Raw genomic sequence first — 25,448 nt, 5'->3', positions numbered from 1 at the left:
GGTCTTTGTGTCCCTTATTGCGCCTGCCACAGAATGACAGCCGCCGTTACCAGCAAGTTGATGAGCGTCAGCGGCAGGCAAACTTTCCAGCCGAAGGACATTACCTGGTCATAACGCGGACGCGGTAACGACGCACGAATCAAAATGAACATCATCATGAAGAACGCGGTTTTCAGCGCGAACCAGACGAATGGCGGTAAGAACGGGCCATGCCAGCCACCGAAGAACAACGTTACCATCAGCGCGGAAACGGTGACGATACCGATGTACTCCCCCACGAAGAACAGACCGAATTTCATACCGGAATATTCGATGTGGTAACCGTCCGCCAGTTCCTGCTCGGCTTCCGGCTGGTCAAACGGGTGACGGTGACAGACCGCTACGCCCGCGATGGCGAAAGTAACAAACCCAAAGAATTGCGGAATCACGTTCCACAGATGCGCCTGGTTATTGACGATATCGGTCATATTAAATGAACCGGCCTGCGCCACCACGCCCATCAGGGAAAGACCAAGAAACACTTCGTAGCTCACCGTCTGGGCAGACGCGCGCATCGCGCCCAGCAGCGAGTATTTGTTGTTGCTCGACCAACCGGCGAACAGCACCGCGTAAACCGCCAGACCGGCCATCATCAGGAAGAACAAAATCCCGATGTTTAAATCGGCCACCACCCAATTAGGGCTAACCGGCACAATGGCGAAGGAGAGCAGCAGCGAAGTAAACGCGATCATCGGCGCCAGGGTAAAGATGACGCGATCCGAGAATTTCGGGATCCAGTCTTCTTTAAAGAACATCTTGATCATATCCGCGACCAGCTGGAGCGAGCCGCCCCAGCCAACGCGGTTTGGTCCATAACGGTTCTGGAACAGACCCAGCAGACGACGTTCGCCAAAGCTCATGAAGGCCCCGCAGGTGACGACCACCAGCAGAATCACCACCGCTTTGAGAATGCTCAGCAGGATCTCAATCAGATCCGGTGTAATCCAACTCATTGTTGCGCCTCCCGCAGATCCTCAAGACGCGCGCCAGCCAGAACCGGCGCGATGCCAGGCATACCCATCGGCAGCCCTACCTGCCCTGCCGCTAACCCTTCAGAGATTTCAACCGGCAGCGTCACCGTATTGCCATCGTAGCTAAAGGAGACGCGCGTCCCGGCATTGACGCCCAACTTCGCGGCATCCGCCGGGTTAAGTTTGATATACGGCTGCGGCATACGGCTCTGGAAGACCGGAGAACGCTGAGACAATTCGTCGCTGCCAAACAGGTGGTAATACGGCGCAATACGCCACTGACCGTCCTGCGCCTGGAAGCTTGCCGGCACGGTAGTGAAATAATCCAGACCGCCCTCAGTCGCTTCAATCAAACGCACGCCCGGATCGCCGTGACGCAGTTTGCCGCCCACTTCATCCTGGAACTTGTTCCACGCCTGCGGGGAGTTCCAGCCCGGCGCCCAGGCGAACGGAATTTCAGATCGCGGGGCAGTCGGTTGGTTATTCCCTTCCATCGAGAAGGCGAACATGGTGTCTTTATCCTGCGGCTGACGTGGTTCATGCACGCTGATATTGGCGCGCATCGCCGTACGACCGCTGTAACGATGCGGTTCGCGCGCCAGCTTCTGCCCGCGAATGCGGAAGGTCGCATCCGGCGCGGCGTCCTTAATGCCGGCAAATTGCGGCATGGCGGCAATGACCGCGTCGATCACGTGGTCAAGCTGAGTCCAGTCCACTTCGCGGTTTTCGACGGTGCTGTGCAGCGAATGCAGCCAGCGCCAGCTTTCCAGCATAATCGTCTTGTTATCGTAGTAGGCCGGATCATAAACCTGGAAGAAGCGCTGCGCGCGGCCTTCGTTGTTGATGACCGTACCATCGCTTTCGGCGAAGCTTGCCGCAGAAAGCACCAGATGCGCGTTTTCCATAATCGCCGTGCGCTGATGGTCAACCACCATCACCAGCGGCGCTTTGGCGAGCGCGGCGTTCACGCGCGTAGCGCTTGCATGACGGTGGAGATCGTTTTCCAGCACCACCACCGCGTCCGCGCTGCCGGTTTCCAGCTCGCCCAACGCATCGTCAAGCGAACCGCCGCCCATCATGCCCAGCCCCATGCTGTTCACGGAGCGGGCAATCATAGTAATACCGACGTCGGCACCACGGCCTTTCAGCGCTTTCGCCACGTTGGCGGCCGCCTGAATAACCTCACTGCTACCGGCGTTAGTGCCGGAGATAATCAGCGGTTTTTTCGCGCCGGCCAACGCCTGCACAATGACATCAATTTTGTTTTGTAAGTCGCTGTCGATACCGTCAACCGCAGGCGCTGTATTGTCCAGCGCATGAGCAATCGCAAAGCCCAGGCGCGCCTGATCTTCCACCGGCGCGCGATAGGTCCAGGCGGCGATATCATCCAGACGGGTGTCGTCCACGTTGGTCACGAACAGCGGATGTTTGGCACGCTGGCCGATGTTAAGGATGGCCGCAATCTGCCAGTCGGCCACTTTCTGCGCCGCCGCCATTTCACGCGCTTTACCTTTCACCGCCTGGCGTACCGCCAGCGCAACGCGCGCGCCGGTCTGGGTAACGTCTTCGCCCAAGACCAGTACCGCGTCATAAGATTCGATTTCCCGCAGCGCCGGGGTGTAAATTCCGCCTTCACGCAACACTTTCAGCGCCAGTTGCAGACGTTCCTGCTCACCGCGCGCGATACCGGTGTAGAAGTTTTCCGCACCAACCAGCTCACGCAGCGCAAAGTTGCTCTCAATGCTGGCGCGTGGCGAACCGATACCGATTACTTTCTTCGACTGGCGCAGAATATCCGCCGCGCCCTGCATCGCCTGCTCGGCGTTGAGAGTAATAAAGTCATCGCCACGACGCTGAACCGGCTGACGCGGGCGGTCTTTCAGGTTCACATAGCCATAGCCGAAACGACCGCGGTCGCAGAGGAAGTAGTGGTTAACGGTGCCGTTGTAACGGTTTTCGATACGGCGTAATTCGCCATAGCGCTCGCCCGGGCTGATGTTACAGCCGATGGAACACTGCTGGCAGATGCTCGGCGCAAACTGCATGTCCCATTTACGGTTGTAGCGCTCGGAGTGCGTTTTATCGGTGAATACGCCGGTCGGGCAAATCTCGACCAGGTTACCGGAGAATTCGCTTTCCAGCGTACCGTCCTCCGGACGCCCGAAGTAGACGTTGTCATGCGCGCCATAGACGCCCAGATCGGTGCCATCGGCATAATCTTTGTAGTAACGCACACAACGGTAGCAGGCGATGCAGCGGTTCATTTCGTGAGAGATGAACGGCCCCAGATCCTGGTTGCGGTGGGTACGTTTAGTGAAACGGTAGCGACGAAAACTGTGACCCGTCATCACGGTCATATCCTGAAGATGGCAGTTACCTCCCTCTTCACAAACCGGACAGTCGTGCGGGTGGTTAGTCATCAGCCACTCCACCACGCTTTCACGGAACTGTTTCGCTTCTTCGTCGTCAATAGAGATAAAGGTACCGTCGGTGGCTGGCGTCATACAGGACATCACCAGGCGACCACGCGTATCTTCCGCGTTTTGGTATTGCTTCACCGCACACTGGCGGCAAGCACCGACGCTTCCCAGCGCCGGGTGCCAGCAAAAATACGGAATATCAAGGCCGAGGGACAGACATGCCTGTAGCAGGTTGTCCGCGCCGTTGACCTCGTATTCTTTGCCGTCTACATGAATCGTAGCCATTAGCATGCTTCCAAATTAAAAATCGTTAACTCACCAGCGCTCTTTGAGCAGGTTCGGCTGAATACCATTAATTAAATGGGTATTGCTGAACGGCTGCTTGATGCCAGCTTCGAATTCTTCGCGGAAATACTTAATTGCGCTTTGCAGTGGCTCAACCGCGCCCGGCGCATGCGCGCAGAAGGTTTTACCCGGTCCGAGGAAACGACACAGTTGCTCAAGTGTCTCGATATCCCCCGGCTGGCCTTCGCCACGCTCCAGCGCGCGCAGAATTTTCACGCTCCACGGCAGCCCGTCGCGGCATGGCGTACACCAGCCGCAGGATTCGCGGGCAAAGAACTCTTCCAGGTTACGCACCAGCGATACCATGCCGATTTCGTGGTCTACCGCCATCGCCAGCGCGGTCCCCAGACGGCTCCCCGCTTTACCGATGCTTTCGAATTCCATCGGCAGATCAAGATGCGCCTCGGTCAGGAAGTCGGTTCCCGCTCCGCCCGGTTGCCAGGCTTTGAATTTCAGGCCATCGCGCATACCGCCGGCGTAGTCTTCGAGGATCTCGCGCGCGGTGGTGCCGAACGGTAATTCCCACAGGCCCGGATTCTTCACGCGGCCCGAGAAGCCCATCAGCTTGGTACCCGCATCTTTGCTTTTCGAGATGTTCTGGTACCACTCCACGCCGTTGGCGAGGATTGCCGGGACGTTACACAACGTTTCGACGTTATTCACACAGGTCGGCTTGCCCCATACGCCGGAGGTCGCCGGGAAGGGCGGCTTGGAGCGCGGGTTCGCGCGGCGGCCTTCGAGGGAGTTAATCAGCGCCGTTTCTTCACCACAGATGTAACGCCCTGCCCCGGTGTGGACAAACAGTTCAAAGTCGAACCCGGTGCCCATGATATTTTTGCCAAGCAGCCCGGCCTCGGTGGCTTCAGCAATCGCACGGCGCAAATGTACAGCCGCTTCGATATATTCGCCGCGCAGGAAGATGTAGCCGCGATACGCTTTCAGCGCGAACGCGGAGATCAGCATGCCTTCCACCAGCAGGTGCGGCAGTTGTTCCATCAGCAGACGGTCTTTATAGGTGCCCGGCTCCATTTCATCGGCGTTACACAGCAGGTAACGGATGTTCATGGATTCATCTTTCGGCATCAGGCTCCACTTCAGACCGGTGGAAAAGCCCGCGCCGCCGCGCCCTTTCAGACCGGCGTCTTTTACCTGGCTGACGATTTCATCCGGAGACAGGCCGGTCAGCGCCTTACGCGCGCCTTCGTAGCCGTTTTTGCTACGATATTCATCCAGCCAGACCGGCTGTTTGTCATCGCGCAGACGCCAGGTCAGCGGATGGGTTTCGGGAGTACGGATAACGTTTTTCATTTATACCGCTCCAGTAGTTCAGGAATGGCTTCCGGGGTCAGATGGCTGTGAGTATCCTCATCAATCATCATGTTCGGCCCTTTATCGCAATTCCCCAGGCAGCAGGTCGGCAGCAGCGTAAAGCGGCCATCAAAGGTCGTCTGCCCCGGTTTGATGTTGAGATTTTTTTCCAGCGCGGCCTGAATCCCCTGATAGCCGGTGATATGGCACACCACGCTGTCGCAGTAGCGAATCACGTGGCGACCGACCGGCTGACGGAAGATCTGGCTGTAGAATGTGGCGACGCCTTCGACGTCGCTCGCCGGAATACCCAACACATCGGCAATAGCGTAGATCGCGCCGTCCGGCACCCAGCCACGCTGCTTCTGAACGATTTTCAGCGCTTCAATGGACGCCGCACGCGGGTCTTCGTAGTGGTGCTTCTCGTGCTCTATCGCTTCACGCTCTGCCGCACTCAGCTCAAAAGCCTCGGTTTGTGGTTGTTGATTCTCGTGCATAATTAGCGGTCCACATCTGACATAACAAAATCGATACTACCCAGATAGACAATCAGGTCGGAGACCAGGCTACCGCGGATCGCCGAGGGAATCTGCTGCAGGTGCGCAAAGCTCGGCGTGCGCACGCGGGTACGGTAGCTCATAGTGCTGCCGTCGCTGGTCAGGTAGTAACTGTTAATCCCCTTCGTCGCTTCCACCATCTGGAAGGACTCCTGCGCCGGCATCACCGGGCCCCAGGAGACCTGCAGGAAGTGGGTGATCAGGGTTTCGATATGTTGCAGCGTGCGCTCTTTCGGCGGCGGCGTGGTCAGCGGGTGATCCGCTTTGAACGGGCCTTCCGGCATGTTATCGAGGCACTGCTGAAGAATGCGCAGACTCTGGCGCAGCTCTTCCACTTTCAGCATCACGCGGGTATAGCAGTCGGAAACGCCGCCGCCCACCGGCACTTCAAAGTCAAAGTTTTCGTAGCCAGAGTATGGACGCCATTTACGCACGTCGAAGTCGATCCCGGTCGCGCGCAGCCCTGCGCCGGTGGTGCCCCACTCCAGCGCCTCTTTCGCGCCGTAAGCGGCAACGCCCTGCGAACGCCCTTTCAGAATGGTGTTACGCAGCGCGGCTTTCTCGTAAGAATCCAGACGCTTCGGCATCCACTCAAGGAACTCTCGCAGCAGGCGATCCCAACCGCGCGGCAAGTCGTGCGCGACGCCGCCGATACGGAACCAGGCCGGGTGCATACGGAAACCGGTAATCGCCTCCACCAGGTCATAAATTTTCTGCCGGTCGGTAAAGGCAAAGAAGACCGGGGTCATCGCGCCGACGTCCTGAATAAAGGTCGAGATGTACAGCAGATGACTGTTAATGCGGAACAGTTCAGAGAGCATCACGCGGATGACGTTCACACGATCCGGGACGGTGATCCCTGCCAACTTTTCTACCGCCAGCACGTACGGCATTTCATTGACGCAACCACCGAGGTATTCGATACGGTCGGTATAGGGAATGTAGCTATGCCAGGACTGGCGCTCGCCCATTTTTTCGGCGCCGCGATGGTGATAGCCGATATCCGGCACGCAGTCGACGATTTCTTCGCCGTCAAGTTGCAGGATAATACGGAACGCACCGTGCGCAGATGGGTGGTTCGGGCCGAGGTTGAGGAACATAAAGTCCTCGTTGTCAGTCCCGCGCTTCATCCCCCAGTCTTCCGGCTTAAAGGTCAGCGCTTCCATCTCCAGATCCTGCTTGGCTTTGGTCAGCTCAAACGGGTCGAATTCGGTCGCGCGCGCCGGATAATCTTTACGCAGCGGATGGCCTTCCCAGGTTTGCGGCATCATGATGCGCGTCAGGTGCGGGTGGCCTTCGATATCAATACCAAACATCTCCCAGGTCTCACGCTCGTACCAGTTGGCGTTAGGGAAAAGTTTAGTGAAGGTCGGCACGCGCAGGTCGTTTTCAGACAACGCCACCTTGAGCATGATATCGCGATTACGCTCAATGGAAATCAGGTGGTAGAAAACGGAAAAATCCGCGGCGGGTAACCCGTCACGGTGCGTACGCAGGCGTTCATCCATGCCGTGTAAGTCAAACAGCATGACGTAAGGTTTCGGCAGTTTCTTTAAGAAATCGCCAACCTCCAGTAGTTGTTCACGCTTGACCCAAACAACGGGGATACCGGTGCGGGTCGCCTGAACGGTAAAGGCATCCGGCCCAAAACGGTTGCGCAGTTCGCCGATAACCGGATCATCAAGATGATCGCGGGTACTCCATGCAGCGTCTTGCGCGGTTAAGTCGGTCATATTGTTCACCATTGCAAATGGTCCGTGGTGGTCGGCAGTGCTTCGCGCTATTAAAATAGTGGTTAGCGAAGTGAAGTGCTGCTGCCGACAGGCGCAAATTAAATCTCGTCCGGGGTACGCAGGTTCGTGACGGCAATACGCTCGCCGCGTTTACGTTCGCGTTCTGGCTGCATATTGGCGCGATACACGCCCTGATCGCCCACCACCCATGAGAGCGGACGGCGCTCTTTGCCAATCGATTCTTGCAGCAGCATCAACGCCTGCATATACGCTTCCGGACGCGGCGGACAGCCAGGGATATACACATCCACCGGGATGAACTTATCAACGCCCTGCACTACCGAATAAATATCGTACATGCCGCCGGAGTTAGCGCAGGCGCCCATAGAAATGACCCATTTTGGCTCCAGCATTTGGTCATACAGACGCTGAATAACCGGGGCCATTTTGGTAAAGCAGGTACCGGCCACCACCATCAGGTCAGCCTGACGTGGCGACGCACGCAGCACTTCCGCGCCGAAACGAGCAACGTCATGCACTGCGGTAAAAGAGGTCACCATCTCTACATAGCAGCAAGAAAGGCCGAAGTTGTAGGGCCAAATTGAGTTTTTACGGCCCCAGTTAACCATGTCATGCAGTTTGCCCATGAACACGTTTTTGTTAACTTCCTGCTCCAGGGGGTCGGTTACGATCTCCTGTTTTTGCAGGGGGTAACGGTCATTCTCACCGTTAGGATCTATGCGGGTGAGCGTATAATCCATCTTAATGCCTCGCGGTTAGCGTTGACGATTAGCGATACTGTTCGTTTCCGGGTTCATACGCTCGCGGCGTGAACGCGCGGGCGTCCAGTCCAACGCGCCAATACGCGCCAGATAAACCAGACCAGCCAGTAACACAAAAATAAAAATTGCAGCTTCCACAAAGCCAACCCAGCCGCTTTCGCGGATAGAAGTTGACCATGCGAACAGATACAGCGCTTCAACGTCGAAGATAACGAAGAACATGGCTACCAGGTAAAACTTGGCAGACAGGCGTAAGCGGGCGGTGCCGACCGAGTCGATACCTGATTCAAACGGAACGTTCTTGTGCCTCGCGCGTGCGCGACCGCCCAAAAACCAACCGCCTACCAGCATCAGGCAGCACAGGCCAATGGCAACGATAAGAAAGATAGCGAATGCCCAGTGATGAGCGATGACTTCAGTGGATGTTGACATACTCATTGCTTACTCATCAAAAGTAGCGCCAGTTTCTCTGCTCTTTACGGCAGATGGGCGCCACATCGATTCATGGGGAGGAATAAAAAAAACCCTACAATTACTGTAGAAAATGATAAAAACAGCTAATTGATGTGGTTTTTTACTCCTTTCTATAACCTTTTGTCAACTTTAACAAAAGTTCCTTCACATTAATTTACATCAATTCATCACCATTAACATTAAGTGCCATCCTGGAGAAAATGACTCTTCGGCCAGGGGGGATTTTATGTTGTTGAATCGTGTCCGTTGTGAAGCAAAAGAAATAACACACACCTATTTTGACAGGAATTTGTGAAGATGCCTCCCCCTAAATGGGAGTATTTTCTTGATCTGTGACACGCTTTTGTTAATTCACCCCCTAAAACAGCAACAATTTCTCTAGTTTTTTAACATGCAAATTCATAAAATGGATGTTCTGGTTATTTTTTGCCCACATTGAACTGCGAATCGCTACTGGCTGATTTACCGCAACTTTTACAATTTGTGCGGTTAAGCGCGTACAGATGGGCACAAAAAAAGAGCCACTGAGCGTTTTTTCATCGCCAGCGGCTCTTTTTTACATTTACGACTTAGCGCCTTTTGCCTGCGAGCTACTCAAAACCCCCTTCCACCATCAGCGGATCATCTCCGCCCTCTGCAGAAAACTGGTTGTAATGCCATGGGTTTTGATAGCTTTCCATCGCATGGAAAATCACCATCGCCAGCTCGTTCTGGCTATTGGGATCGCGGCACAACAGATATTCCGTATCCGGCAAAGGCGGTAATCCGTCTGCGGCGCCCAGCACGCGAAGGTCGGGACTCATCATTTCGACAGGTCGAGCCGTTACGCCAAGACCGGCTTTAACGGCCGCGCGTACCGCCGGTAATGTAGACGCCACATAGGCCAGCCGCCAGGGAATACCCGCTGCATTTAGCGTCTCCAGCACCATATCGCGGAATGGGCTGGGATCGTCCAGCAGGACTAGTGGTACGGGCTCTCCCCTTTGCAAAACATACTCAGCCGCACAATACCAATGGGTGGGCGAGGTCCGCAAATTCAGACAGTCCAGCGAATGAGGTTGGTTAGTCGTCACCACCAAATCTACTTCCTGCGATTTAACCATGTCCACCATATAGGCGTTGCGTTTTACCCGTACATCAAGCGCGAGTTTCGGATAAACCGAGCTGATTCGGCTAAGCAAAAAAGGCAGGATAGTATCAGCTGATTCATCAGAAGCGCCGATTGTTAACACTCCCTGAAGATTACTGAACATTAATGATGAACACGCCTCATCATTAAAACGCAGGATTTTTCTGGCGTACCCCAGAAGCTGGATACCGTGTTCGGTCAAAAGTTTGTTACGGCCATGGCGGGCGAACAATTCCTTTCCCACGAGTTGCTCAAGACGCTGCATTTGCTGACTGACCGCAGACTGAGTACGACATACCGCCGCCGCCGCCGCGGCGAAGGTGTTCAGATCGGCAACGGCCACGAACGTTCTCAGCAGATCGAGATCGAGGTTAATTATCGGACGATTTGCATTTATCATAATTTTTCACTTACTGGCGGGTCATATCGGGCTGACCTGGTTAATGCTGTGCATTCAGAAACAAGCAATTCCATTTGTAATGTGCATCCTTCGCAGTACCGCCTGGTTACCCAGGTAAATGTTAGAATGTAATTGAAAATACGACCAAAACACTTCTCTTACTTACTGATATAATACCAAATGCAACTGATCGGGATATATCAAAGAGAATGTGTCATACCTTTAGGCGTCTACAGATTTCTGCTAATGATGGACGTGTAAATCTTGTAACAGCGTCAAATAGTTTACCGAGACGCACAGATACAAAAACAATATATTGAACAATAGGTTATGTATAAAATCGCGTCATGATAATTAGCAGACAACGCAGACTACGCAGACTACGCCCCCGTTTCGGATCATTATCTTAACCTAAAACCGCTATATTTATAAGTATTATTACGAATAATCTTAACCTGGGATATGTTATACTAATCGGACCAGAAAGATATTATTACGACTTTAGTAAATGCTTTTTAAATATTAAATAATAATTAATTAAGATTTCTACCATTCATTAATTATACTTAACAATAGTTTCACACCCCCCGCCGCCGGAAAGGTCTAACCTTCTCATTTTACCTTTAATACTCAGTATTTCCGAAATAGCCAGCGCGACACTAATGATGAATGCTTATCTCTCATAAAACAGATAATTTCTGACAACATAAAAAACCACATTACGCGCAATCACATAGAACAAAACACTATACATGCAACCAAAAATAGAAAATGCATCTAACCAAATGATTTTATGAAGTTTTAAACAGTACGAAAGCGCGTTAAAAATAAACAAAATCTTCTTCTGTTCACTCTTCAAAACTCACCGTCGTGGGAGTACATTGTTTCGTGCTGACTTCCACGGCAGGGAGTGGCAATAACAGCTAAAAGGTCAAGATTCATGTCCCCCATTGAAAAATCCAGCAAACTCGAAAATGTCTGTTATGACATTCGTGGCCCCGTTCTGAAAGAAGCAAAACGCCTTGAGGAAGAAGGTAATAAAGTTCTTAAACTGAATATCGGCAACCCCGCCCCCTTCGGATTCGAAGCGCCGGACGAAATTCTGGTCGATGTCATTCGTAATTTGCCGACGGCGCAAGGATATTGCGACTCGAAAGGGCTTTATTCCGCCCGTAAAGCGATTATGCAGCATTATCAGGCCCGTGGAATGCGCGATGTAACCGTGGAAGATATCTATATCGGTAACGGCGTTTCCGAACTGATCGTTCAGGCGATGCAGGCGTTGCTTAACAGTGGCGATGAAATGCTGGTTCCCGCGCCCGATTATCCGTTATGGACAGCGGCGGTATCGCTCTCCAGCGGCAAGGCGGTACATTATCTTTGCGATGAATCTTCCGACTGGTTCCCGGACCTTGACGATATCCGCGCCAAAATCACCCCACGTACGCGTGGTATTGTCATTATTAATCCAAACAACCCTACTGGCGCCGTCTATTCTAAAGAATTGTTGATGGAAATTGTCAACATTGCGCGCGAGCATAATCTCATCATCTTCGCCGATGAAATTTATGACAAGATTCTCTATGACGATGCCGAGCATCACTCTATCGCCGCACTGGCGCCTGATCTGCTGACCATCACCTTTAATGGTTTGTCTAAAACCTATCGCGTCGCCGGCTTCCGCCAGGGCTGGATGGTGCTAAACGGGCCGAAAAAACATGCGAAGGGCTATATTGAAGGGCTGGAGATGTTAGCCTCAATGCGCCTGTGCGCCAACGTCCCGGCGCAACATGCTATTCAGACCGCGCTCGGCGGCTATCAAAGCATTAGCGAATTTATTCTGCCGGGCGGTCGACTGTATGAACAGCGTAACCGAGCCTGGGAGTTGATTAACGATATTCCCGGCGTTTCCTGCGTAAAACCGCGCGGCGCGTTGTACATGTTCCCCAGGATCGACGCTAAACGTTTTAATATTCACGACGACCAGAAGATGGTGCTGGACTTCCTGCTACAGGAAAAGGTGCTGCTGGTGCAAGGTACCGCCTTTAACTGGCCGTGGCCGGATCACTTCCGCATTGTGACGCTACCGCGTGAAGATGACCTGGAGATGGCCATCAACCGTTTTGGGCGTTTCCTCTCAGGTTACCATCAATAATCTTAAATTCAGGCTACTTCGGTAGCCTGAATTGCATCTTCATCTCCCTCCCCGCACAATGAAGTCTGCCGCAGTGAAAACAAAAGGTAATCTATGAAGCAGAGCCATTTTTTCGCCCATCTCTCCCGCATGAAGTTGATTAACCGCTGGCCGCTGATGCGTAACGTGCGTACGGAAAACGTCTCCGAACATAGTCTGCAGGTGGCGATGGTCGCCCATGCGTTAGCGGCGATAAAAAACCGTAAATTTGGCGGCCAGCTCAATGCTGAACGCATCGCGCTTCTGGCGATGTATCATGATGCCTCGGAAGTACTGACCGGCGATCTGCCAACGCCGGTAAAATATTTTAATTCCCAGATAGCCCAGGAATATAAAGCGATCGAAAAAATCGCCCAGCAAAAGCTGGTTGATATGGCGCCGGATGAATTACGCGATATTTTCGCACCGCTTATTGATGAGAATGCCTGGAGCGAAGAAGAACAGGCAATCGTAAAACAGGCCGATGCGCTTTGCGCCTACCTGAAATGCCTGGAGGAGCTCTCAGCGGGAAATAATGAGTTTAGACTGGCAAAAACGCGGCTGGAAAAAACGCTGGAATTACGTCGCAGCCAGGAGATGGACTATTTTATGGCGGTGTTCGTGCCAAGTTTCCATCTCTCTCTTGACGAGATAAGCCAGGATTCACCGCTTTAAACGGTTGTGCCGGATGACGACGTCAACGTCTTATCCGGCCTGGACGTAGCGTGATACCCGTAGGCCTGATAAGCGCAGCGCCATCAGGCCTTTTCCTGCCTGGGGTTAAAACGGAAACAACATCGGAATCATCACAATACAAACCGCCATCACAATAAGCGTGAACGGCACGCCAAGCTTCACAAAATCGCTAAAGCTATAGTTTCCCGGCCCCAGAACCAGAGTATTCACCGGCGATGAAACCGGCGTCATAAAGGCGGCGGATGCCGCCATCGCCACCGCCATCGCAAACGGATAGGGCGACACCCCCATCGATTTCGCCGCCGCCAGCGCAATCGGCGCCATCAGCACCGCCGTTGCCGTGTTAGAAATGAACAGTCCTATGACGGCACACAGCACGAACAGGCATCCCAGCATCATATATGGCCCATAGCCGCCGCCGATATTCATTAACCCTTGCACGACCAGAGAGACGCCGCCGGTTTTTTGCAACGCCTGCGCAAACGGCATCATACCCACAATCAAGATAATACTCGGCCAGTGGATCGCTTTATATGCGCTTTCAGCATCAATACAGCGAAATTTTCCCATCAGCAGGCAGGCGATAATCGCCGCGATCGGGTTGGGAATTTCATCGGTCAACATCAGCGCCACCATCAATACCAGGCAGAAAATGGCGTGCGGCGCCTGGCTGTGCGCAGGAGAGGCTTCGCTGACCTCGACCGGCATATTCAGCACCACAAAGTCGCGGCCTTTTTGCCCCAGCAGGCTGATTAACTTCCAGTTCCCCACGACCAGAATGATATCGCCCATCAATAACGGCTCATCGGCCAGCGACCCTTCCAGCGCGACGCCGTCGCGTTTCAGGCCGACCACATTCAGCCCGTAACGTGTACGGAAAGCGATTTCACGCACCGACTTGCCAATCAGTTCAGACTCCGGAATAAGCGAAATTTCCGCCATGCCAACATCCAACGCCTGATCGGAAAAATATTCTCCACGCAATACCATCGGTTCCAGCAGTTGCTCGGCGCAGAACTCTCTGAGGTCAACCTCCGCCGCCGACATATCAATCAGCAGAACGTCGCGAGCGCGAAACTCCGATACGCCGTTCACATTGACGATAACCCGCCGAAAGCGCCGCCAGCGTTCAACGCCGATGACATTGGCGCCGTAACGTTCGCGCAGTTTAAGGTCGTCCAGCCGCTGTCCCACCATTGGCGAACCGGGGCGAATCGCCAGACGGCGAGCGCGCCCCGTCAGACGGTACTCGCGGATAAGATCGCGGAAAGTGCGCCGCTTACCGGCCTGTTGTCCGGGCGCATCGCCTTTTAGCATGAAGCGCATCACCAGCATATAAACAATGCCGAGCGCCAACACCACTATCCCCAGCGGCGTCACGCTAAAAAAGTTGAACCCGTGCAGGCCTTCACGCAGCAGTTCACTGTTAACCACCAGGTTCGGCGGCGTCGCCACCAGCGTCATCATTCCGCTGATAAGCCCGGCAAAACTCAGCGGCATCATCAGGCGCGAAGGCGAGGTCTGCATATGCATAGAAACGCTAAGAACAACGGGGATAAAGATCGCCACCACGCCGGTTGAACTCATGAAAGCGCCAAGTCCGGCGACGGTGATCATCAGTAAAACCAGCATTTTGATTTCACTGCTGCCCGCCATTTTAACCAGCCAGGTACCGACCACCGTCGCAACGCCGGTGCGCACGAGGCCGTCGCCAATAATAAATAAGGCGGCGATAAGAATGACATTCGGATCGCTAAAGCCGGAGAAGGCTTCCGGAAGGGTCAAGGTACCGCTAAGGACAAAAGCAACAATGACGAATAAAGCCACCGCATCCATACGTACTTTGCCCGTCGCAAACAACACGACGGCAATCGCCAGTAAAGAGAGAACCCAAATCAATTCACCGTTCACAACATATCCTTGTCAGATGAGAAGATAACGCGATTCTGCCATAAATATGCCCCGCCAAAGCGGGGCGATATCATGATCAGGTCTTTCTTAACACCACCACATCGCCGTTTGGTTGTTTAGCGACCGATAATTGCGTCAGGCTATCCAACGCAAAATCAACATCCGCCAGACGCGGCGTGTCGGCCGGCGCATTGACCGCAATGACGTGGCAGCCCGCAGCCAGTCCGGACAGCACGCCAGCCGGGGCATCTTCTACTACGACGCACTCCTGAGGGGCCAGGCCAAGCAGTTGTGCGCCCAGCAAATACGCATCCGGCTCCGGTTTGCCGCGTTTGACTCGTTCGGCGGTGACAAACACCTCTGGCGCTGGAAGGCCCGCGACCTGATGGCGCGCACGCGCGACCGGCATTGAACCGGAGGTGACGATAGCCCACGGAATGCCCGCTTTATTCAGGTGATTGAGTAAATCGACTGCCCCCGGCAGCGCGGTGATCCCTGCGGTTTCAGTGGCTTCTATTTGCTCCAGGCGCGTAAACTCAGCGGCAATTTCCGCCTCCGATTTACCCGCCATAAAATGCCGCAACGAGGTGATCGCCTGTTTGCCATGAATAAAGCCCAGCACCTCATCATGAGCAAGGTTAAAACGATCGGCCCAGCTACACCACGCGCGTTCAACGGCAGGTAATGAGTCAACCAACGTTCCATCCAGATCAAACAGAAAACCTTTACACTGCACGCGAGCCTCCTCAGGCATTAATGATTTGATTGATTTCATTCGCGCTCAGGTGGTACTGACGCGGGCAGGCATGCCAGACATTCAACATCCGCTGGTATTTTTCCCACATCGGCGTCTGGGCATTAAAGCCGTGTGTCCCGGCGTCAAAGTGAGTGTAGCGTCCTTCTATATTCACCATAAAACGGACATAGCCGAGGTAACGCGCTTCCGTCGCGGCGTCAAACCCCAGGAAGGTGACGCGACGTTCGTCGATGGCTTGCGTATCTTTGAGGTTGGTCCAGGAGACGTGCAGCGCATGGTACATCTCCATAATATCGATGATGGTACGACAGGTCTCTTCCGTCAGCTCGCCAAACTCGCGATCCAGCTCGCGCATCTGCAGGCCGTAGCCGCGTTCAATAATTGTTTGTAAGCGACGGTAACGCTCGGCGTTGGTGGGATCGAGCATCGTCATCATTTTGTACTGGTTAGACAAAATCAGACGTTGCGCGTTGGTCATTTCCATTTTGAACTCCTGTATCACGCTATGGCGATGAAAAAAAGAAGGCATTGGTATGCCTTCTTTTATATGCGTAATCCGGGGTCAATTACAAATCATCCAGGAAAGTTTTATCCAGTTGTTTGAAGGCGCGCTTAAGCGTGTCAGCTAATGCCTGGTAATCCGGCTTTCCTTCTACCGGCGCCAGCGCTTGTCCAGCCTCCTGCAATTTACCGCGAACTTCGTAAAACCAGTTGAGGATTGAAGGCGGCAATGGCGTCACAGAACGTTTCCCTAACCACCATAATCCCTGCATGGGCAAGCTCAGGGCGAACAGAGCGGTCGCCACGGCCGGGCCTAACTGACCGCCCAGCGCTATCTGCCAGCATAATGTAAAGACGGCGACAGGCGGCATAAATCGTATGGCATAGCGCGTCATACGAATGACGCGGTTTTCGACGAAAACGGGCGCCAGCCGCTTTTCCATCGGCCACGTCTTCGCGTAGTGCTGCCCCCGGCGAAATAAGCTAAAAAAATTTACGGAGCGATTATCCGGTGTCGACATGGCCTACCTCAACTTCACATATAAAATTTAAAAAATTTGTGCAAAACAACAACTGCGAGGGACAACGTTCAAAACATTTTGTCTTCGATACCCACTATCAGGTATCCTGTGTCGGCCTGTCAAAGGCCGGTAGTTTAAAATCATTGAGTCGTCAATATTACACATAGTATGCCATTGGCTGAAAAATACGCAAAATGGCATAGACTCAAAGGTATTTCTTCCATCATGCCCAAAAAAACTCCTGCGCATGATGTTAATCATAAATGTCAGGGCTATCATGCGCTACGCTCTATGGCTCACTGACGTTTTTTTAGCCACGTATCATAAATAGGTACTTCCATGTCGAGTAAGTTAGTACTGGTTCTGAACTGCGGTAGTTCTTCACTGAAATTTGCAATTATTGATGCAGTTAATGGTGATGAATACCTTTCTGGTTTAGCCGAATGTTTCCATCTGCCAGAAGCACGCATCAAATGGAAAATGGACGGCAGTAAACAAGAAGCGGCTTTAGGTGCAGGCGCCGCTCACAGTGAAGCGCTGAACTTTATCGTTAACACTATTCTGGCACAAAAACCAGAACTGTCTGCGCAGTTAACTGCAATTGGTCACCGTATCGTACACGGCGGCGAGAAGTATACCAGCTCCGTAGTCATTGATGAGTCCGTCATTCAGGGCATCAAAGATTCCGCCTCTTTCGCACCGCTGCATAACCCGGCTCACCTGATTGGTATCGCCGAAGCGCTGAAATCTTTCCCGCAGCTGAAAGATAAAAACGTTGCCGTGTTCGACACCGCCTTCCATCAGACCATGCCGGAAGAATCTTACCTGTATGCCCTGCCGTACAGCCTGTATAAAGAACACGGCGTTCGTCGCTATGGCGCACACGGCACCAGCCACTTCTATGTAACTCAGGAAGCGGCAAAAATGCTGAACAAGCCGGTAGAGGAACTGAACATTATCACCTGCCACCTGGGCAACGGCGGTTCTGTTTCCGCTATTCGTAACGGTAAATGCGTGGATACCTCTATGGGTCTGACCCCGCTGGAAGGCTTGGTCATGGGTACCCGTTCCGGCGATATCGACCCTGCGATTATCTTCCACCTGCACGACACTCTGGGCATGAGCGTGGATCAGATCAACAAAATGCTGACCAAAGAGTCCGGTCTGCTGGGTCTGACTGAAGTGACCAGCGACTGCCGTTATGTTGAAGACAACTACGCCACCAAAGAAGACGCAAAACGTGCGATGGACGTTTACTGCCACCGCCTGGCGAAATACATCGGTTCTTACACCGCTCTGATGGACGGTCGTCTGGATGCAGTCGTGTTCACCGGCGGTATCGGTGAAAACGCCGCGATGGTTCGCGAGCTGTCTCTGGGCAAACTGGGCGTACTGGGCTTTGAAGTCGACCACGAACGTAACCTGGCGGCCCGCTTCGGCAAATCTGGTTTCATCAACAAAGAAGGTACCCGTCCGGCGGTGGTGATCCCAACCAACGAAGAACTGGTTATCGCGCAGGACGCGAGCCGTCTGACTGCCTGATTTCACACCGCCAGCCTCGCTGGCGGTGCTGTTTTGTAACCCGTCCCCAAAAGACGGTAACGAAAGAGGATAAACCGTGTCCCGTATTATTATGCTGATCCCTACCGGAACCAGCGTCGGTCTGACCAGCGTCAGCCTCGGCGTCATCCGTGCTATGGAACGCAAAGGCGTTCGTCTGAGCGTCTTTAAGCCTATCGCCCAGCCTCGCGCTGGCGGCGATGCGCCTGACCAGACCACCACTATCGTTCGCGCGAACTCTACCCTGCCGGCTGCTGAACCGCTGAAGATGAGTCACGTTGAATCTCTGCTCTCCAGCAACCAGAAAGACGTGCTGATGGAAGAGATCATCGCAAACTACCATGCGAATACCAAAGACGCGGAAGTGGTGCTGGTTGAAGGTCTGGTTCCGACCCGTAAACATCAGTTCGCTCAGTCTCTGAACTATGAAATCGCGAAAACGCTGAATGCGGAAATCGTTTTTGTCATGTCTCAGGGTACCGACACGCCAGAACAGCTGAACGAGCGTATCGAACTGACGCGCAGCAGCTTCGGCGGCGCGAAAAACACCAACATCACCGGCGTTATCATCAACAAACTGAATGCGCCGGTTGATGAACAAGGCCGTACTCGCCCGGATCTGTCGGAGATCTTTGACGACTCTTCCAAAGCGCAGGTGATCAAAATCGATCCTGCTAAACTGCAGGAATCCAGCCCGCTGCCGGTTCTGGGCGCGGTGCCGTGGAGCTTCGATCTGATTGCGACCCGCGCTATCGATATGGCGCGTCACCTGAACGCCACCATCATTAACGAAGGCGATATCAAAACCCGCCGCGTTAAATCCGTTACGTTCTGCGCGCGCAGTATTCCGCATATGCTGGAACATTTCCGCGCAGGATCGTTGTTAGTGACCTCCGCTGACCGTCCGGACGTACTGGTCGCAGCTTGCCTGGCCGCGATGAACGGCGTAGAAATCGGCGCCCTGCTGCTGACCGGCGGCTATGAAATGGACGCGCGCATTTCTAAACTGTGCGAACGCGCATTCGCCACCGGTCTGCCGGTCTTTATGGTGAACACCAACACCTGGCAGACTTCGCTGAGCCTGCAAAGCTTCAATCTGGAAGTCCCGGTTGATGACCATGAGCGCATCGAGAAAGTTCAGGAATACGTCGCGAACTACGTTAACGCTGACTGGATCGAGTCGCTGACCGCCACTTCCGAGCGTAGCCGTCGTCTCTCTCCGCCGGCGTTCCGCTACCAACTGACTGAGCTGGCGCGTAAAGCCGGTAAACGCGTAGTGCTGCCGGAAGGCGACGAACCGCGTACCGTCAAAGCGGCGGCAATCTGCGCTGAACGCGGCATCGCCACTTGCGTACTGCTGGGCAACCCGGATGAAATCAACCGCGTCGCGGCATCTCAGGGCGTTGAGCTGGGCGCAGGCATTGAAATCGTCGATCCGGAAGTGGTGCGTGAAAGCTATGTCGCTCGCCTGGTTGAGCTGCGTAAGAGCAAAGGCATGACCGAACCGGTTGCCCGCGAACAGCTGGAAGACAACGTGGTGCTCGGCACGCTGATGCTGGAGCAAGACGAAGTCGACGGCCTGGTTTCCGGCGCGGTTCATACCACCGCCAACACCATCCGTCCGCCGCTGCAGCTTATTAAAACGGCGCCGGGTAGCTCCCTGGTCTCTTCTGTATTCTTTATGCTACTGCCGGAACAGGTTTACGTTTACGGCGACTGCGCAATCAACCCAGACCCGACTGCAGAGCAGCTGGCAGAAATCGCGATTCAGTCTGCGGATTCCGCCATTGCCTTCGGCATCGAACCGCGTGTGGCAATGCTCTCCTACTCCACCGGCACCTCTGGCGCGGGCAGCGACGTAGAGAAAGTACGTGAAGCGACGCGTCTGGCGCAGGAAAAACGTCCTGACCTGATGATCGACGGTCCGTTGCAGTACGACGCCGCGGTCATGGCTGACGTAGCGAAATCCAAAGCGCCGAACTCGCCGGTTGCGGGTCGCGCTACCGTGTTCATTTTCCCGGATCTGAACACCGGTAACACCACCTACAAAGCGGTACAGCGCTCTGCCGACCTGATCTCCATCGGGCCGATGCTGCAGGGTATGCGCAAGCCGGTGAACGACCTGTCCCGTGGCGCGCTGGTTGACGATATCGTCTACACCATCGCCCTGACGGCAATCCAGGCTTCTCAACAGCAGCAGTAACAGTAAAAGCTAATGCCGGATGGCGGCGTGAACGCCTTGTCCGGCCTACAGGTGAAATACCGTTGTAGGCCGGATAAGACGCGTTAGCATCGCCATCCGGCATTCTGCTATTTACCCTGCAAAGCGGAATTTTTTGCTTAACTGCGCTGCATCAATGAATAACTATTCCCTTCTTCTCATACTTAGCCTCTTTGCTTTGCAACAGGGATAGTCTGTCATGTCTGTCGTTACAGAATCAAAAACAGCCAGAAAATGGGCAATGCCCGATACGCTGGTCATCATCTTTTTTGTCGCCATTTTAACCAGTATCGCTACCTGGGTCGTCCCCGTTGGGATGTTTGATAGCCAGGAAGTGCAGTATCAGGTCGATGGTCAGACAAAAACCCGCAAGGTCGTCGACCCGCACTCTTTTCGCATTGTGACCAATGAGGCCGGGGAAGCGCAGTATCATCGCGTACAATTTTTCACTACTGGCGATGAAAGACCAGGGCTGATGAATTTTCCGTTTGAAGGGTTAACATCCGGATCGAAGTTCGGCACTGCCGTCGGCATCATTATGTTTATGTTGGTGATTGGCGGCGCATTCGGCATCGTGATGCGTACCGGCACCGTGGATAACGGCATTCTGGCGCTTATTCGCCACACGCGGGGCAACGAAGTCCTGTTTATTCCGGTGCTATTTGTCCTCTTTTCGTTAGGGGGCGCCGTATTTGGCATGGGCGAAGAGGCGGTCGCCTTTGCAATTATCATAGCCCCGCTGATGGTCAGGCTGGGCTATGACAGCATTACCACCGTCCTGGTGACCTATATCGCCACCCAAATTGGCTTTGCCAGTTCGTGGATGAACCCTTTCTGCGTAGTCGTCGCCCAGGGGATTGCCGGCGTGCCGGTACTTTCAGGCTCCGGGCTGCGTATTGTGGTCTGGATTGTCGCCACGCTGATTGGGCTGGTTTTTACGCTGGTCTACGCCTCACGCGTGAAAAAGAATCCGCTGCTTTCCCGCGTCCACGAATCCGATCGCTATTTCCGCGAACAGCAGGATGAAGTCGTCCAGCGCCCTTTCACCTTCGGCGACTGGCTGGTACTGCTGGTTCTGACCGGCGTAATGATTTGGGTCGTCTGGGGCGTGATTGTCCACGCCTGGTTTATTCCGGAGATCGCCAGCCAGTTTTTCACCATGGGCGTGGTGATCGGCCTCATCGGCGTTATCTTCCGCCTCAACGGTATGACGGTCAACGTGATGGCGTCCTCATTCACCGAAGGGGCGAGGATGATGATCGCGCCCGCCTTGCTGGTGGGTTTTGCCAAAGGCATTCTGCTGCTGGTCGGCAACGGCGAAGCTGGGGAACCCAGCGTGCTCAATACGCTGCTTAACAGTATCGCGCATGGCATCAGCGGGCTTAATAATGCTATCGCCGCCTGGTTTATGCTGCTCTTCCAGGCGGTATTTAATTTCTTTGTCACGTCCGGTTCGGGTCAGGCGGCGTTAACCATGCCATTACTGGCGCCGCTCGGCGATCTGGTCGGCGTTAACCGTCAGGTGACTGTTCTGGCCTTCCAGTTTGGCGATGGCTTCAGCCATATTATCTATCCGACATCGGCCTCGCTGATGGCCACGCTGGGCGTGTGCCGGGTCGATTTTCGCAACTGGCTGAAAGTGGGGGCGTCGCTGCTGGGACTACTGTTTATTATGTCCAGCGTGGTCGTCATTGGCGCGCAGATGATGGGATATCATTGATCCAAAATGCCGGATGAGCATCAGCGCCATCCGGCAATATCTCCATGATTAAAGCAGTGATTTCGCGGCTTCTACAATCGCTTCGGCGGTGAGTCCGTACTCTTGTTGTAAGAAATCCTGCCTTCCTACCTGCCCATAACGCTCTTTGACGCCAACACGGCGCATCGGCACCGGGCAGTTTTCCACCAGCACTTCCGCCACCGCTGACCCCAGTCCATTATGGATGCTGTGGTTTTCACACGTGACGATACGCCGCGTTTTTTCCGCGTAGTTTTTCACCAACATGCGATCGATAGGCTTTAAGGTGAACATATCAATGACCGCGGCGCTCACACCTTCCTGCTCCAGTTGGCGCGCCGCCTCCAGCGCCTCCGCCACCATAATGCCATTGGCGATAAGCGTAATATCATCGCCCTCACGCAGTACGTTGCCCTTGCCAATGGTAAAGGTAGAGCCTGGCGCATAGATACTCCGCGCCTGCTTACGGATGGTACGCAGCCAGTAAAAACCGTCCAGGTCCATTAGCTGGCGTAAAATATCCGCGAACATCACCGCATCCGTCACCTCCAGTACTACGGAGTGCGCCAGCCCGCGAACAATCCCCATATCTTCAAAAGACATATGGGTGCCGCCGTTATGGCACGCCGTCACTCCGGCATCGGAGGCGATCACTTTGACGTTGTTACGCTGATAATCCAGCGCCATGAAGAGCTGATCAAAACAGCGACGGCTGGCAAAAGCGGTAAAAGTATGCACAAACGGTTTACGACCGGTCAGCGCCAGCCCCGCCGCAGTGCCAATCACATTCGCCTCCATAATACCGCAGTTAATGACATGCTGCGGGTAGTCACGCGCCACGCTGTCCATCGCCATCGAGCTCATTAAATCAGCCTCAAGCGCAATAATTGGGCTTCCGGCCTCAATCTGCCCGGCGACAAAACCGGCGTAAACTTTGCGCATTTCGATATCGTCTTTAAGCCCTGCGGGCGCAAGCTTAATCATGCATGACCTCCAGTTGATGAATGGCCTCATTGAGCGTCTGCTTCATGCCATCCGTCAGGCGTAAGTGGTGAGAATTCGTTAACTGCTCCAGGCATGGCACCCCCTGCCCTTTAATGCTGTCAAGGATCACAACCCGTGGCCGGGCATCAGCGGGCGGCACTGGCTGAACCACCGCCAGTAGTCCGGCGATATCATCGCCTTTGACGGTGACGACATCGAAACCAAACGCACGGAATTTCCCTTCCAGATCGAATGGATTGATAATCTCCTCCAGCTCGCCGTCAAGCTGCTGTTTGTTCCAGTCAATGAAAACGGTCAGATTATTCAGGCGGTGGTGGGCAATAAACTGAAACGCCTCCCAGCACTGCCCTTCATTCAGCTCCCCATCGCCGACAATGCAAAATACCCGATTGGGTCGCCGCGCCAGTTTATGCGACAGCGCCATACCGCCCGCAATAGAGATGCCCTGTCCCAGTGAGCCGGTCGTGGCGTCCACGCCGCGCGTTTTTAGCCGATCCGGATGGCTGGGAAGACGGGTGCCGTTCTGGTTAAGCGTATTCAGCTCTTCGCGCGGGAAATAGCCTTTAATCGCCAGGGTACTGTACAACGCGGGGCCCGCATGGCCTTTCGACAGCACGAAGTAATCGCGCTCCGGCCAGTCCGGGTCGGCAGGGTCGATTTTCATCACCGCGCCGTACAGAACCGCCAGAGTCTCCACTACCGACATGCTGCCGCCATAGTGACCAAAGCCAAGATGGTTTAAGGATTTGAGCGTGGCGACGCGAATATCGCGCGCCAGTTGGGTGATTTCGGTTACGTTCATTCTTTCGCTCCGCTATTTTCCTGCACTTCGGCAGTCGCTTTTTTGTTTTTGGCCAACACGTTGTACGCCACCAGTAGCGCGAATAGCGCCACCACCAGCCCCGTGATAGCCATCGGCGACAGATAACGCGCCAGGTTGCCCAGCAAAATACCGATTACGCCAAAGTCAGCATCCGAGAACGTGGTATTGGCGAAGCCGATCGCGCCGAGAACCGGCAGTAACAGCACTGGCAGGAAAGTGATTAATAGACCATTAGCAAATGCGCCGATCATCGCCCCGCGGCGACCGCCGGTGGCATTGCCAAAGACGCCTGCGGTCGCGCCGGTAAAGAAGTGCGGCACAACGCCTGGCAGGATCAACACAAGCTTCATCTGTCCCAGCAGGAACAGACCCACCAGCCCGCCGAGAAAACTGAACAGGAAGCCAATCAGTACCGCGTTAGGGGCATAGGGATACACCACCGGGCAGTCCAGCGCCGGACGCGCGTTTGGCACCAGTTTTTCTGAAAAGCCGGTAAAGGCCGGAACAATTTCCGCCAGAATCAGACGGACGCCTTGCAGAATGATGAATACGCCGGCGGCGAAGGTGATTGCCATGATGATGGCGTACACCAGATAGTTTTGCCCGCCGCTAAACGTCGCTTCGACATACTCACGCCCTGCGCTGACTGCCATGATCAGATAGATAATCATCATGGTCAGCGAAATCGAGATAGAACTGTCGCGTAAAAAACTGAGGTTTTTCGGCAGGTTCATCTCTTCCGTGGAGCGGGAGCCTTTACCACACAGGCTGCCAATCCAGCCGGAAAGCACATATCCCAGGGTACCGAAGTGACCAAACGCAATGTCATCGGTACCGGTAATCCGCCTCATATAACGTTGGGCCAACGCCGGGAAGAAGGCCATCACCAGCCCCAGGATCAGCGATCCGGTGAAGACCAGCCCTACGCCCTCAAACCCCGCCACGGTCAGGATTACGCCAATCATACAGGCCATGTAAAAGGTGTGATGCCCGGTCAAAAAGATATATTTAAGACGCGTAAAGCGCGCCACGACAATATTGGCCACCATACCAAATGCCATAATTAACGCCGTGGACGCGCCATATTTCTCCAGCGCGATTGAAACTATCGCTTCATTATTAGGAATAATGCCCTGAATATTAAAAGCGTGTTCAAACATACCCCCTAGCGGATTTAATGAACCCACCAGTACGGTTGCGCCGCCGCCAAGCACAATAAAACCTAAAATGGTTTTAATCGTGCCTTTTACCACATCGGAAAACGCTTTTTTCTGCGCCACCAGACCAATCAGCGCAATTAACCCTACAAGCACCGAGGGCACTTTTAAAATATCAACAACAAAATTCAGCGTTTCAAGGATAAACATATCCACCTCGCCAGCAA

21 protein-coding genes are annotated in these 25,448 nt (G+C 54.0%); 5 read left to right on the top strand and 16 right to left on the bottom strand.

What is annotated here, in order from left to right; all coding sequences use genetic code 11:
• Window positions 1-14: 14 nt before the first annotated feature.
• The 9 genes from nuoH to lrhA form a co-directional block, all read right to left on the bottom strand.
• Window positions 15-992, bottom strand: coding sequence for an NADH-quinone oxidoreductase subunit NuoH (nuoH, locus tag HU143_RS07560; RefSeq protein WP_000118515.1), 978 nt, complete (start codon window positions 990-992; stop codon window positions 15-17).
• Entirely contained in the window at window positions 989-3,715 is a 2,727-nt protein-coding gene (gene nuoG, locus HU143_RS07555) for an NADH-quinone oxidoreductase subunit NuoG (RefSeq protein WP_001518099.1), read from the bottom strand. The genes nuoH and nuoG overlap by 4 nt, the downstream gene beginning before the upstream one ends.
• A gap of 30 nt (window positions 3,716-3,745) precedes the next feature.
• Window positions 3,746-5,083, bottom strand: coding sequence for an NADH-quinone oxidoreductase subunit NuoF (gene nuoF, locus HU143_RS07550; RefSeq protein ID WP_000800048.1), 1,338 nt, complete (start codon window positions 5,081-5,083; stop codon window positions 3,746-3,748).
• Window positions 5,080-5,580, bottom strand: coding sequence for an NADH-quinone oxidoreductase subunit NuoE (nuoE, locus tag HU143_RS07545; RefSeq protein ID WP_000545038.1), 501 nt, complete (start codon window positions 5,578-5,580; stop codon window positions 5,080-5,082). The genes nuoF and nuoE overlap by 4 nt, the downstream gene beginning before the upstream one ends.
• Before the next feature lie 2 nt (window positions 5,581-5,582).
• Window positions 5,583-7,385: an NADH-quinone oxidoreductase subunit C/D gene (gene nuoC, locus HU143_RS07540; RefSeq protein WP_000247855.1), complete on the bottom strand. Its 1,803-nt coding sequence runs from the start codon at window positions 7,383-7,385 to the stop codon at window positions 5,583-5,585.
• Between the two features lie 86 nt (window positions 7,386-7,471).
• The gene (gene nuoB / locus HU143_RS07535; protein ID WP_000386728.1) at window positions 7,472-8,134 is read right to left on the bottom strand and encodes an NADH-quinone oxidoreductase subunit NuoB; all 663 of its coding nucleotides are present in this window, start codon (window positions 8,132-8,134) and stop codon (window positions 7,472-7,474) included.
• 15 nt (window positions 8,135-8,149) lie between these two features.
• Window positions 8,150-8,593: an NADH-quinone oxidoreductase subunit NuoA gene (gene nuoA, locus HU143_RS07530; protein ID WP_000062993.1), complete on the bottom strand. Its 444-nt coding sequence runs from the start codon at window positions 8,591-8,593 to the stop codon at window positions 8,150-8,152.
• Window positions 8,594-8,987: 394 nt separating this feature from the next.
• Window positions 8,988-9,140, bottom strand: a complete 153-nt coding sequence (locus tag HU143_RS07525; RefSeq protein ID WP_001522276.1) for an STM2329 family putative cytoplasmic protein — start codon at window positions 9,138-9,140, stop codon at window positions 8,988-8,990.
• 79 nt (window positions 9,141-9,219) lie between these two features.
• Window positions 9,220-10,158 carry a transcriptional regulator LrhA gene (gene lrhA / locus HU143_RS07520; RefSeq protein WP_000606288.1) on the bottom strand — a complete coding sequence of 313 codons (939 nt, stop codon included), beginning with the start codon at window positions 10,156-10,158 and terminating at the stop codon, window positions 9,220-9,222.
• Between the two features lie 940 nt (window positions 10,159-11,098).
• Here lrhA and alaA point away from each other — a divergent pair.
• Together alaA and yfbR are read left to right on the top strand one after the other, a co-directional pair.
• Window positions 11,099-12,313, top strand: a complete 1,215-nt coding sequence (alaA, locus tag HU143_RS07515) for an alanine transaminase AlaA (protein WP_000074540.1) — start codon at window positions 11,099-11,101, stop codon at window positions 12,311-12,313.
• Window positions 12,314-12,406: 93 nt separating this feature from the next.
• The gene (gene yfbR, locus HU143_RS07510) at window positions 12,407-13,006 is read left to right on the top strand and encodes a 5'-deoxynucleotidase (protein ID WP_020437474.1); all 600 of its coding nucleotides are present in this window, start codon (window positions 12,407-12,409) and stop codon (window positions 13,004-13,006) included.
• Between the two features lie 105 nt (window positions 13,007-13,111).
• On the opposite strand, the gene HU143_RS07505 is transcribed toward yfbR, so the two are convergent.
• The 4 genes from HU143_RS07505 to yfbV all read right to left on the bottom strand — a co-directional run bounded on the left by HU143_RS07505 (window position 13,112) and on the right by yfbV (window position 16,717).
• Window positions 13,112-14,938, bottom strand: coding sequence for an SLC13 family permease (locus HU143_RS07505; protein WP_001012857.1), 1,827 nt, complete (start codon window positions 14,936-14,938; stop codon window positions 13,112-13,114).
• Window positions 14,939-15,014: 76 nt separating this feature from the next.
• On the bottom strand, window positions 15,015-15,692 hold the full coding sequence (locus tag HU143_RS07500) for a sugar phosphatase (RefSeq protein WP_001555201.1): 678 nt from the start codon (window positions 15,690-15,692) through the stop codon (window positions 15,015-15,017).
• Entirely contained in the window at window positions 15,685-16,179 is a 495-nt protein-coding gene (locus HU143_RS07495; protein WP_000426135.1) for a YfbU family protein, read from the bottom strand. The genes HU143_RS07500 and HU143_RS07495 overlap by 8 nt, the downstream gene beginning before the upstream one ends.
• Before the next feature lie 82 nt (window positions 16,180-16,261).
• The gene (yfbV, locus tag HU143_RS07490) at window positions 16,262-16,717 is read right to left on the bottom strand and encodes a terminus macrodomain insulation protein YfbV (protein WP_000106617.1); all 456 of its coding nucleotides are present in this window, start codon (window positions 16,715-16,717) and stop codon (window positions 16,262-16,264) included.
• Window positions 16,718-17,056: 339 nt separating this feature from the next.
• On the opposite strand from yfbV, the gene ackA reads away from it, so the two are divergent.
• The 3 genes from ackA to yfcC all read left to right on the top strand — a co-directional run bounded on the left by ackA (window position 17,057) and on the right by yfcC (window position 22,218).
• Complete coding sequence (gene ackA / locus HU143_RS07485) at window positions 17,057-18,259, top strand: acetate kinase (RefSeq protein ID WP_000095689.1); 1,203 nt, start codon at window positions 17,057-17,059, stop codon at window positions 18,257-18,259.
• A gap of 76 nt (window positions 18,260-18,335) precedes the next feature.
• Window positions 18,336-20,480, top strand: coding sequence for a phosphate acetyltransferase (gene pta / locus HU143_RS07480; RefSeq protein ID WP_000086690.1), 2,145 nt, complete (start codon window positions 18,336-18,338; stop codon window positions 20,478-20,480).
• 217 nt (window positions 20,481-20,697) lie between these two features.
• Window positions 20,698-22,218, top strand: a complete 1,521-nt coding sequence (gene yfcC / locus HU143_RS07475; protein WP_000117932.1) for a putative basic amino acid antiporter YfcC — start codon at window positions 20,698-20,700, stop codon at window positions 22,216-22,218.
• 48 nt (window positions 22,219-22,266) lie between these two features.
• Here yfcC and HU143_RS07470 read toward each other — a convergent pair whose 3' ends face one another.
• Genes HU143_RS07470 through HU143_RS07460 form a run of 3 tightly spaced genes read right to left on the bottom strand, consistent with a single transcriptional unit; the run spans window position 22,267 to window position 25,431 of the window.
• Complete coding sequence (locus HU143_RS07470; protein WP_051129167.1) at window positions 22,267-23,220, bottom strand: transketolase family protein; 954 nt, start codon at window positions 23,218-23,220, stop codon at window positions 22,267-22,269.
• Complete coding sequence (locus HU143_RS07465; protein ID WP_001103267.1) at window positions 23,213-24,043, bottom strand: transketolase; 831 nt, start codon at window positions 24,041-24,043, stop codon at window positions 23,213-23,215. The genes HU143_RS07470 and HU143_RS07465 overlap by 8 nt, the downstream gene beginning before the upstream one ends.
• On the bottom strand, window positions 24,040-25,431 hold the full coding sequence (locus tag HU143_RS07460; protein ID WP_001522266.1) for a PTS ascorbate transporter subunit IIC: 1,392 nt from the start codon (window positions 25,429-25,431) through the stop codon (window positions 24,040-24,042). Before HU143_RS07460 ends, HU143_RS07465 begins: the two co-directional genes overlap by 4 nt.
• Window positions 25,432-25,448: the final 17 nt, after the last annotated feature.

Source organism: Salmonella sp. SJTUF14076 (assembly GCF_015534835.1).
GTDB lineage: Bacteria > Pseudomonadota > Gammaproteobacteria > Enterobacterales > Enterobacteriaceae > Salmonella > Salmonella enterica.
Note: the sequence above shows the minus strand (reverse complement) of the source record. Positions and strands in the feature narration are given on the sequence as shown.

What these genes read in the sequence shown, in the direction of transcription:
- nuoH (WP_000118515.1), bottom strand. Translation starts at nt 992, where the DNA reads ATGAGTTGGATTACACCGGATCTGATTGAGATCCTGCTGAGCATTCTC.
- nuoG (WP_001518099.1), bottom strand. Translation starts at nt 3,715, where the DNA reads ATGGCTACGATTCATGTAGACGGCAAAGAATACGAGGTCAACGGCGCG.
- nuoF (WP_000800048.1), bottom strand. Translation starts at nt 5,083, where the DNA reads ATGAAAAACGTTATCCGTACTCCCGAAACCCATCCGCTGACCTGGCGT.
- nuoE (WP_000545038.1), bottom strand. Translation starts at nt 5,580, where the DNA reads ATGCACGAGAATCAACAACCACAAACCGAGGCTTTTGAGCTGAGTGCG.
- nuoC (WP_000247855.1), bottom strand. Translation starts at nt 7,385, where the DNA reads ATGGTGAACAATATGACCGACTTAACCGCGCAAGACGCTGCATGGAGT.
- nuoB (WP_000386728.1), bottom strand. Translation starts at nt 8,134, where the DNA reads ATGGATTATACGCTCACCCGCATAGATCCTAACGGTGAGAATGACCGT.
- nuoA (WP_000062993.1), bottom strand. Translation starts at nt 8,593, where the DNA reads ATGAGTATGTCAACATCCACTGAAGTCATCGCTCATCACTGGGCATTC.
- lrhA (WP_000606288.1), bottom strand. Translation starts at nt 10,158, where the DNA reads ATGATAAATGCAAATCGTCCGATAATTAACCTCGATCTCGATCTGCTG.
- alaA (WP_000074540.1), top strand. Translation starts at nt 11,099, where the DNA reads ATGTCCCCCATTGAAAAATCCAGCAAACTCGAAAATGTCTGTTATGAC.
- yfbR (WP_020437474.1), top strand. Translation starts at nt 12,407, where the DNA reads ATGAAGCAGAGCCATTTTTTCGCCCATCTCTCCCGCATGAAGTTGATT.
- HU143_RS07500 (WP_001555201.1), bottom strand. Translation starts at nt 15,692, where the DNA reads ATGCCTGAGGAGGCTCGCGTGCAGTGTAAAGGTTTTCTGTTTGATCTG.
- HU143_RS07495 (WP_000426135.1), bottom strand. Translation starts at nt 16,179, where the DNA reads ATGGAAATGACCAACGCGCAACGTCTGATTTTGTCTAACCAGTACAAA.
- yfbV (WP_000106617.1), bottom strand. Translation starts at nt 16,717, where the DNA reads ATGTCGACACCGGATAATCGCTCCGTAAATTTTTTTAGCTTATTTCGC.
- ackA (WP_000095689.1), top strand. Translation starts at nt 17,057, where the DNA reads ATGTCGAGTAAGTTAGTACTGGTTCTGAACTGCGGTAGTTCTTCACTG.
- yfcC (WP_000117932.1), top strand. Translation starts at nt 20,698, where the DNA reads ATGTCTGTCGTTACAGAATCAAAAACAGCCAGAAAATGGGCAATGCCC.
- HU143_RS07470 (WP_051129167.1), bottom strand. Translation starts at nt 23,220, where the DNA reads ATGATTAAGCTTGCGCCCGCAGGGCTTAAAGACGATATCGAAATGCGC.
- HU143_RS07465 (WP_001103267.1), bottom strand. Translation starts at nt 24,043, where the DNA reads ATGAACGTAACCGAAATCACCCAACTGGCGCGCGATATTCGCGTCGCC.
- HU143_RS07460 (WP_001522266.1), bottom strand. Translation starts at nt 25,431, where the DNA reads ATGTTTATCCTTGAAACGCTGAATTTTGTTGTTGATATTTTAAAAGTG.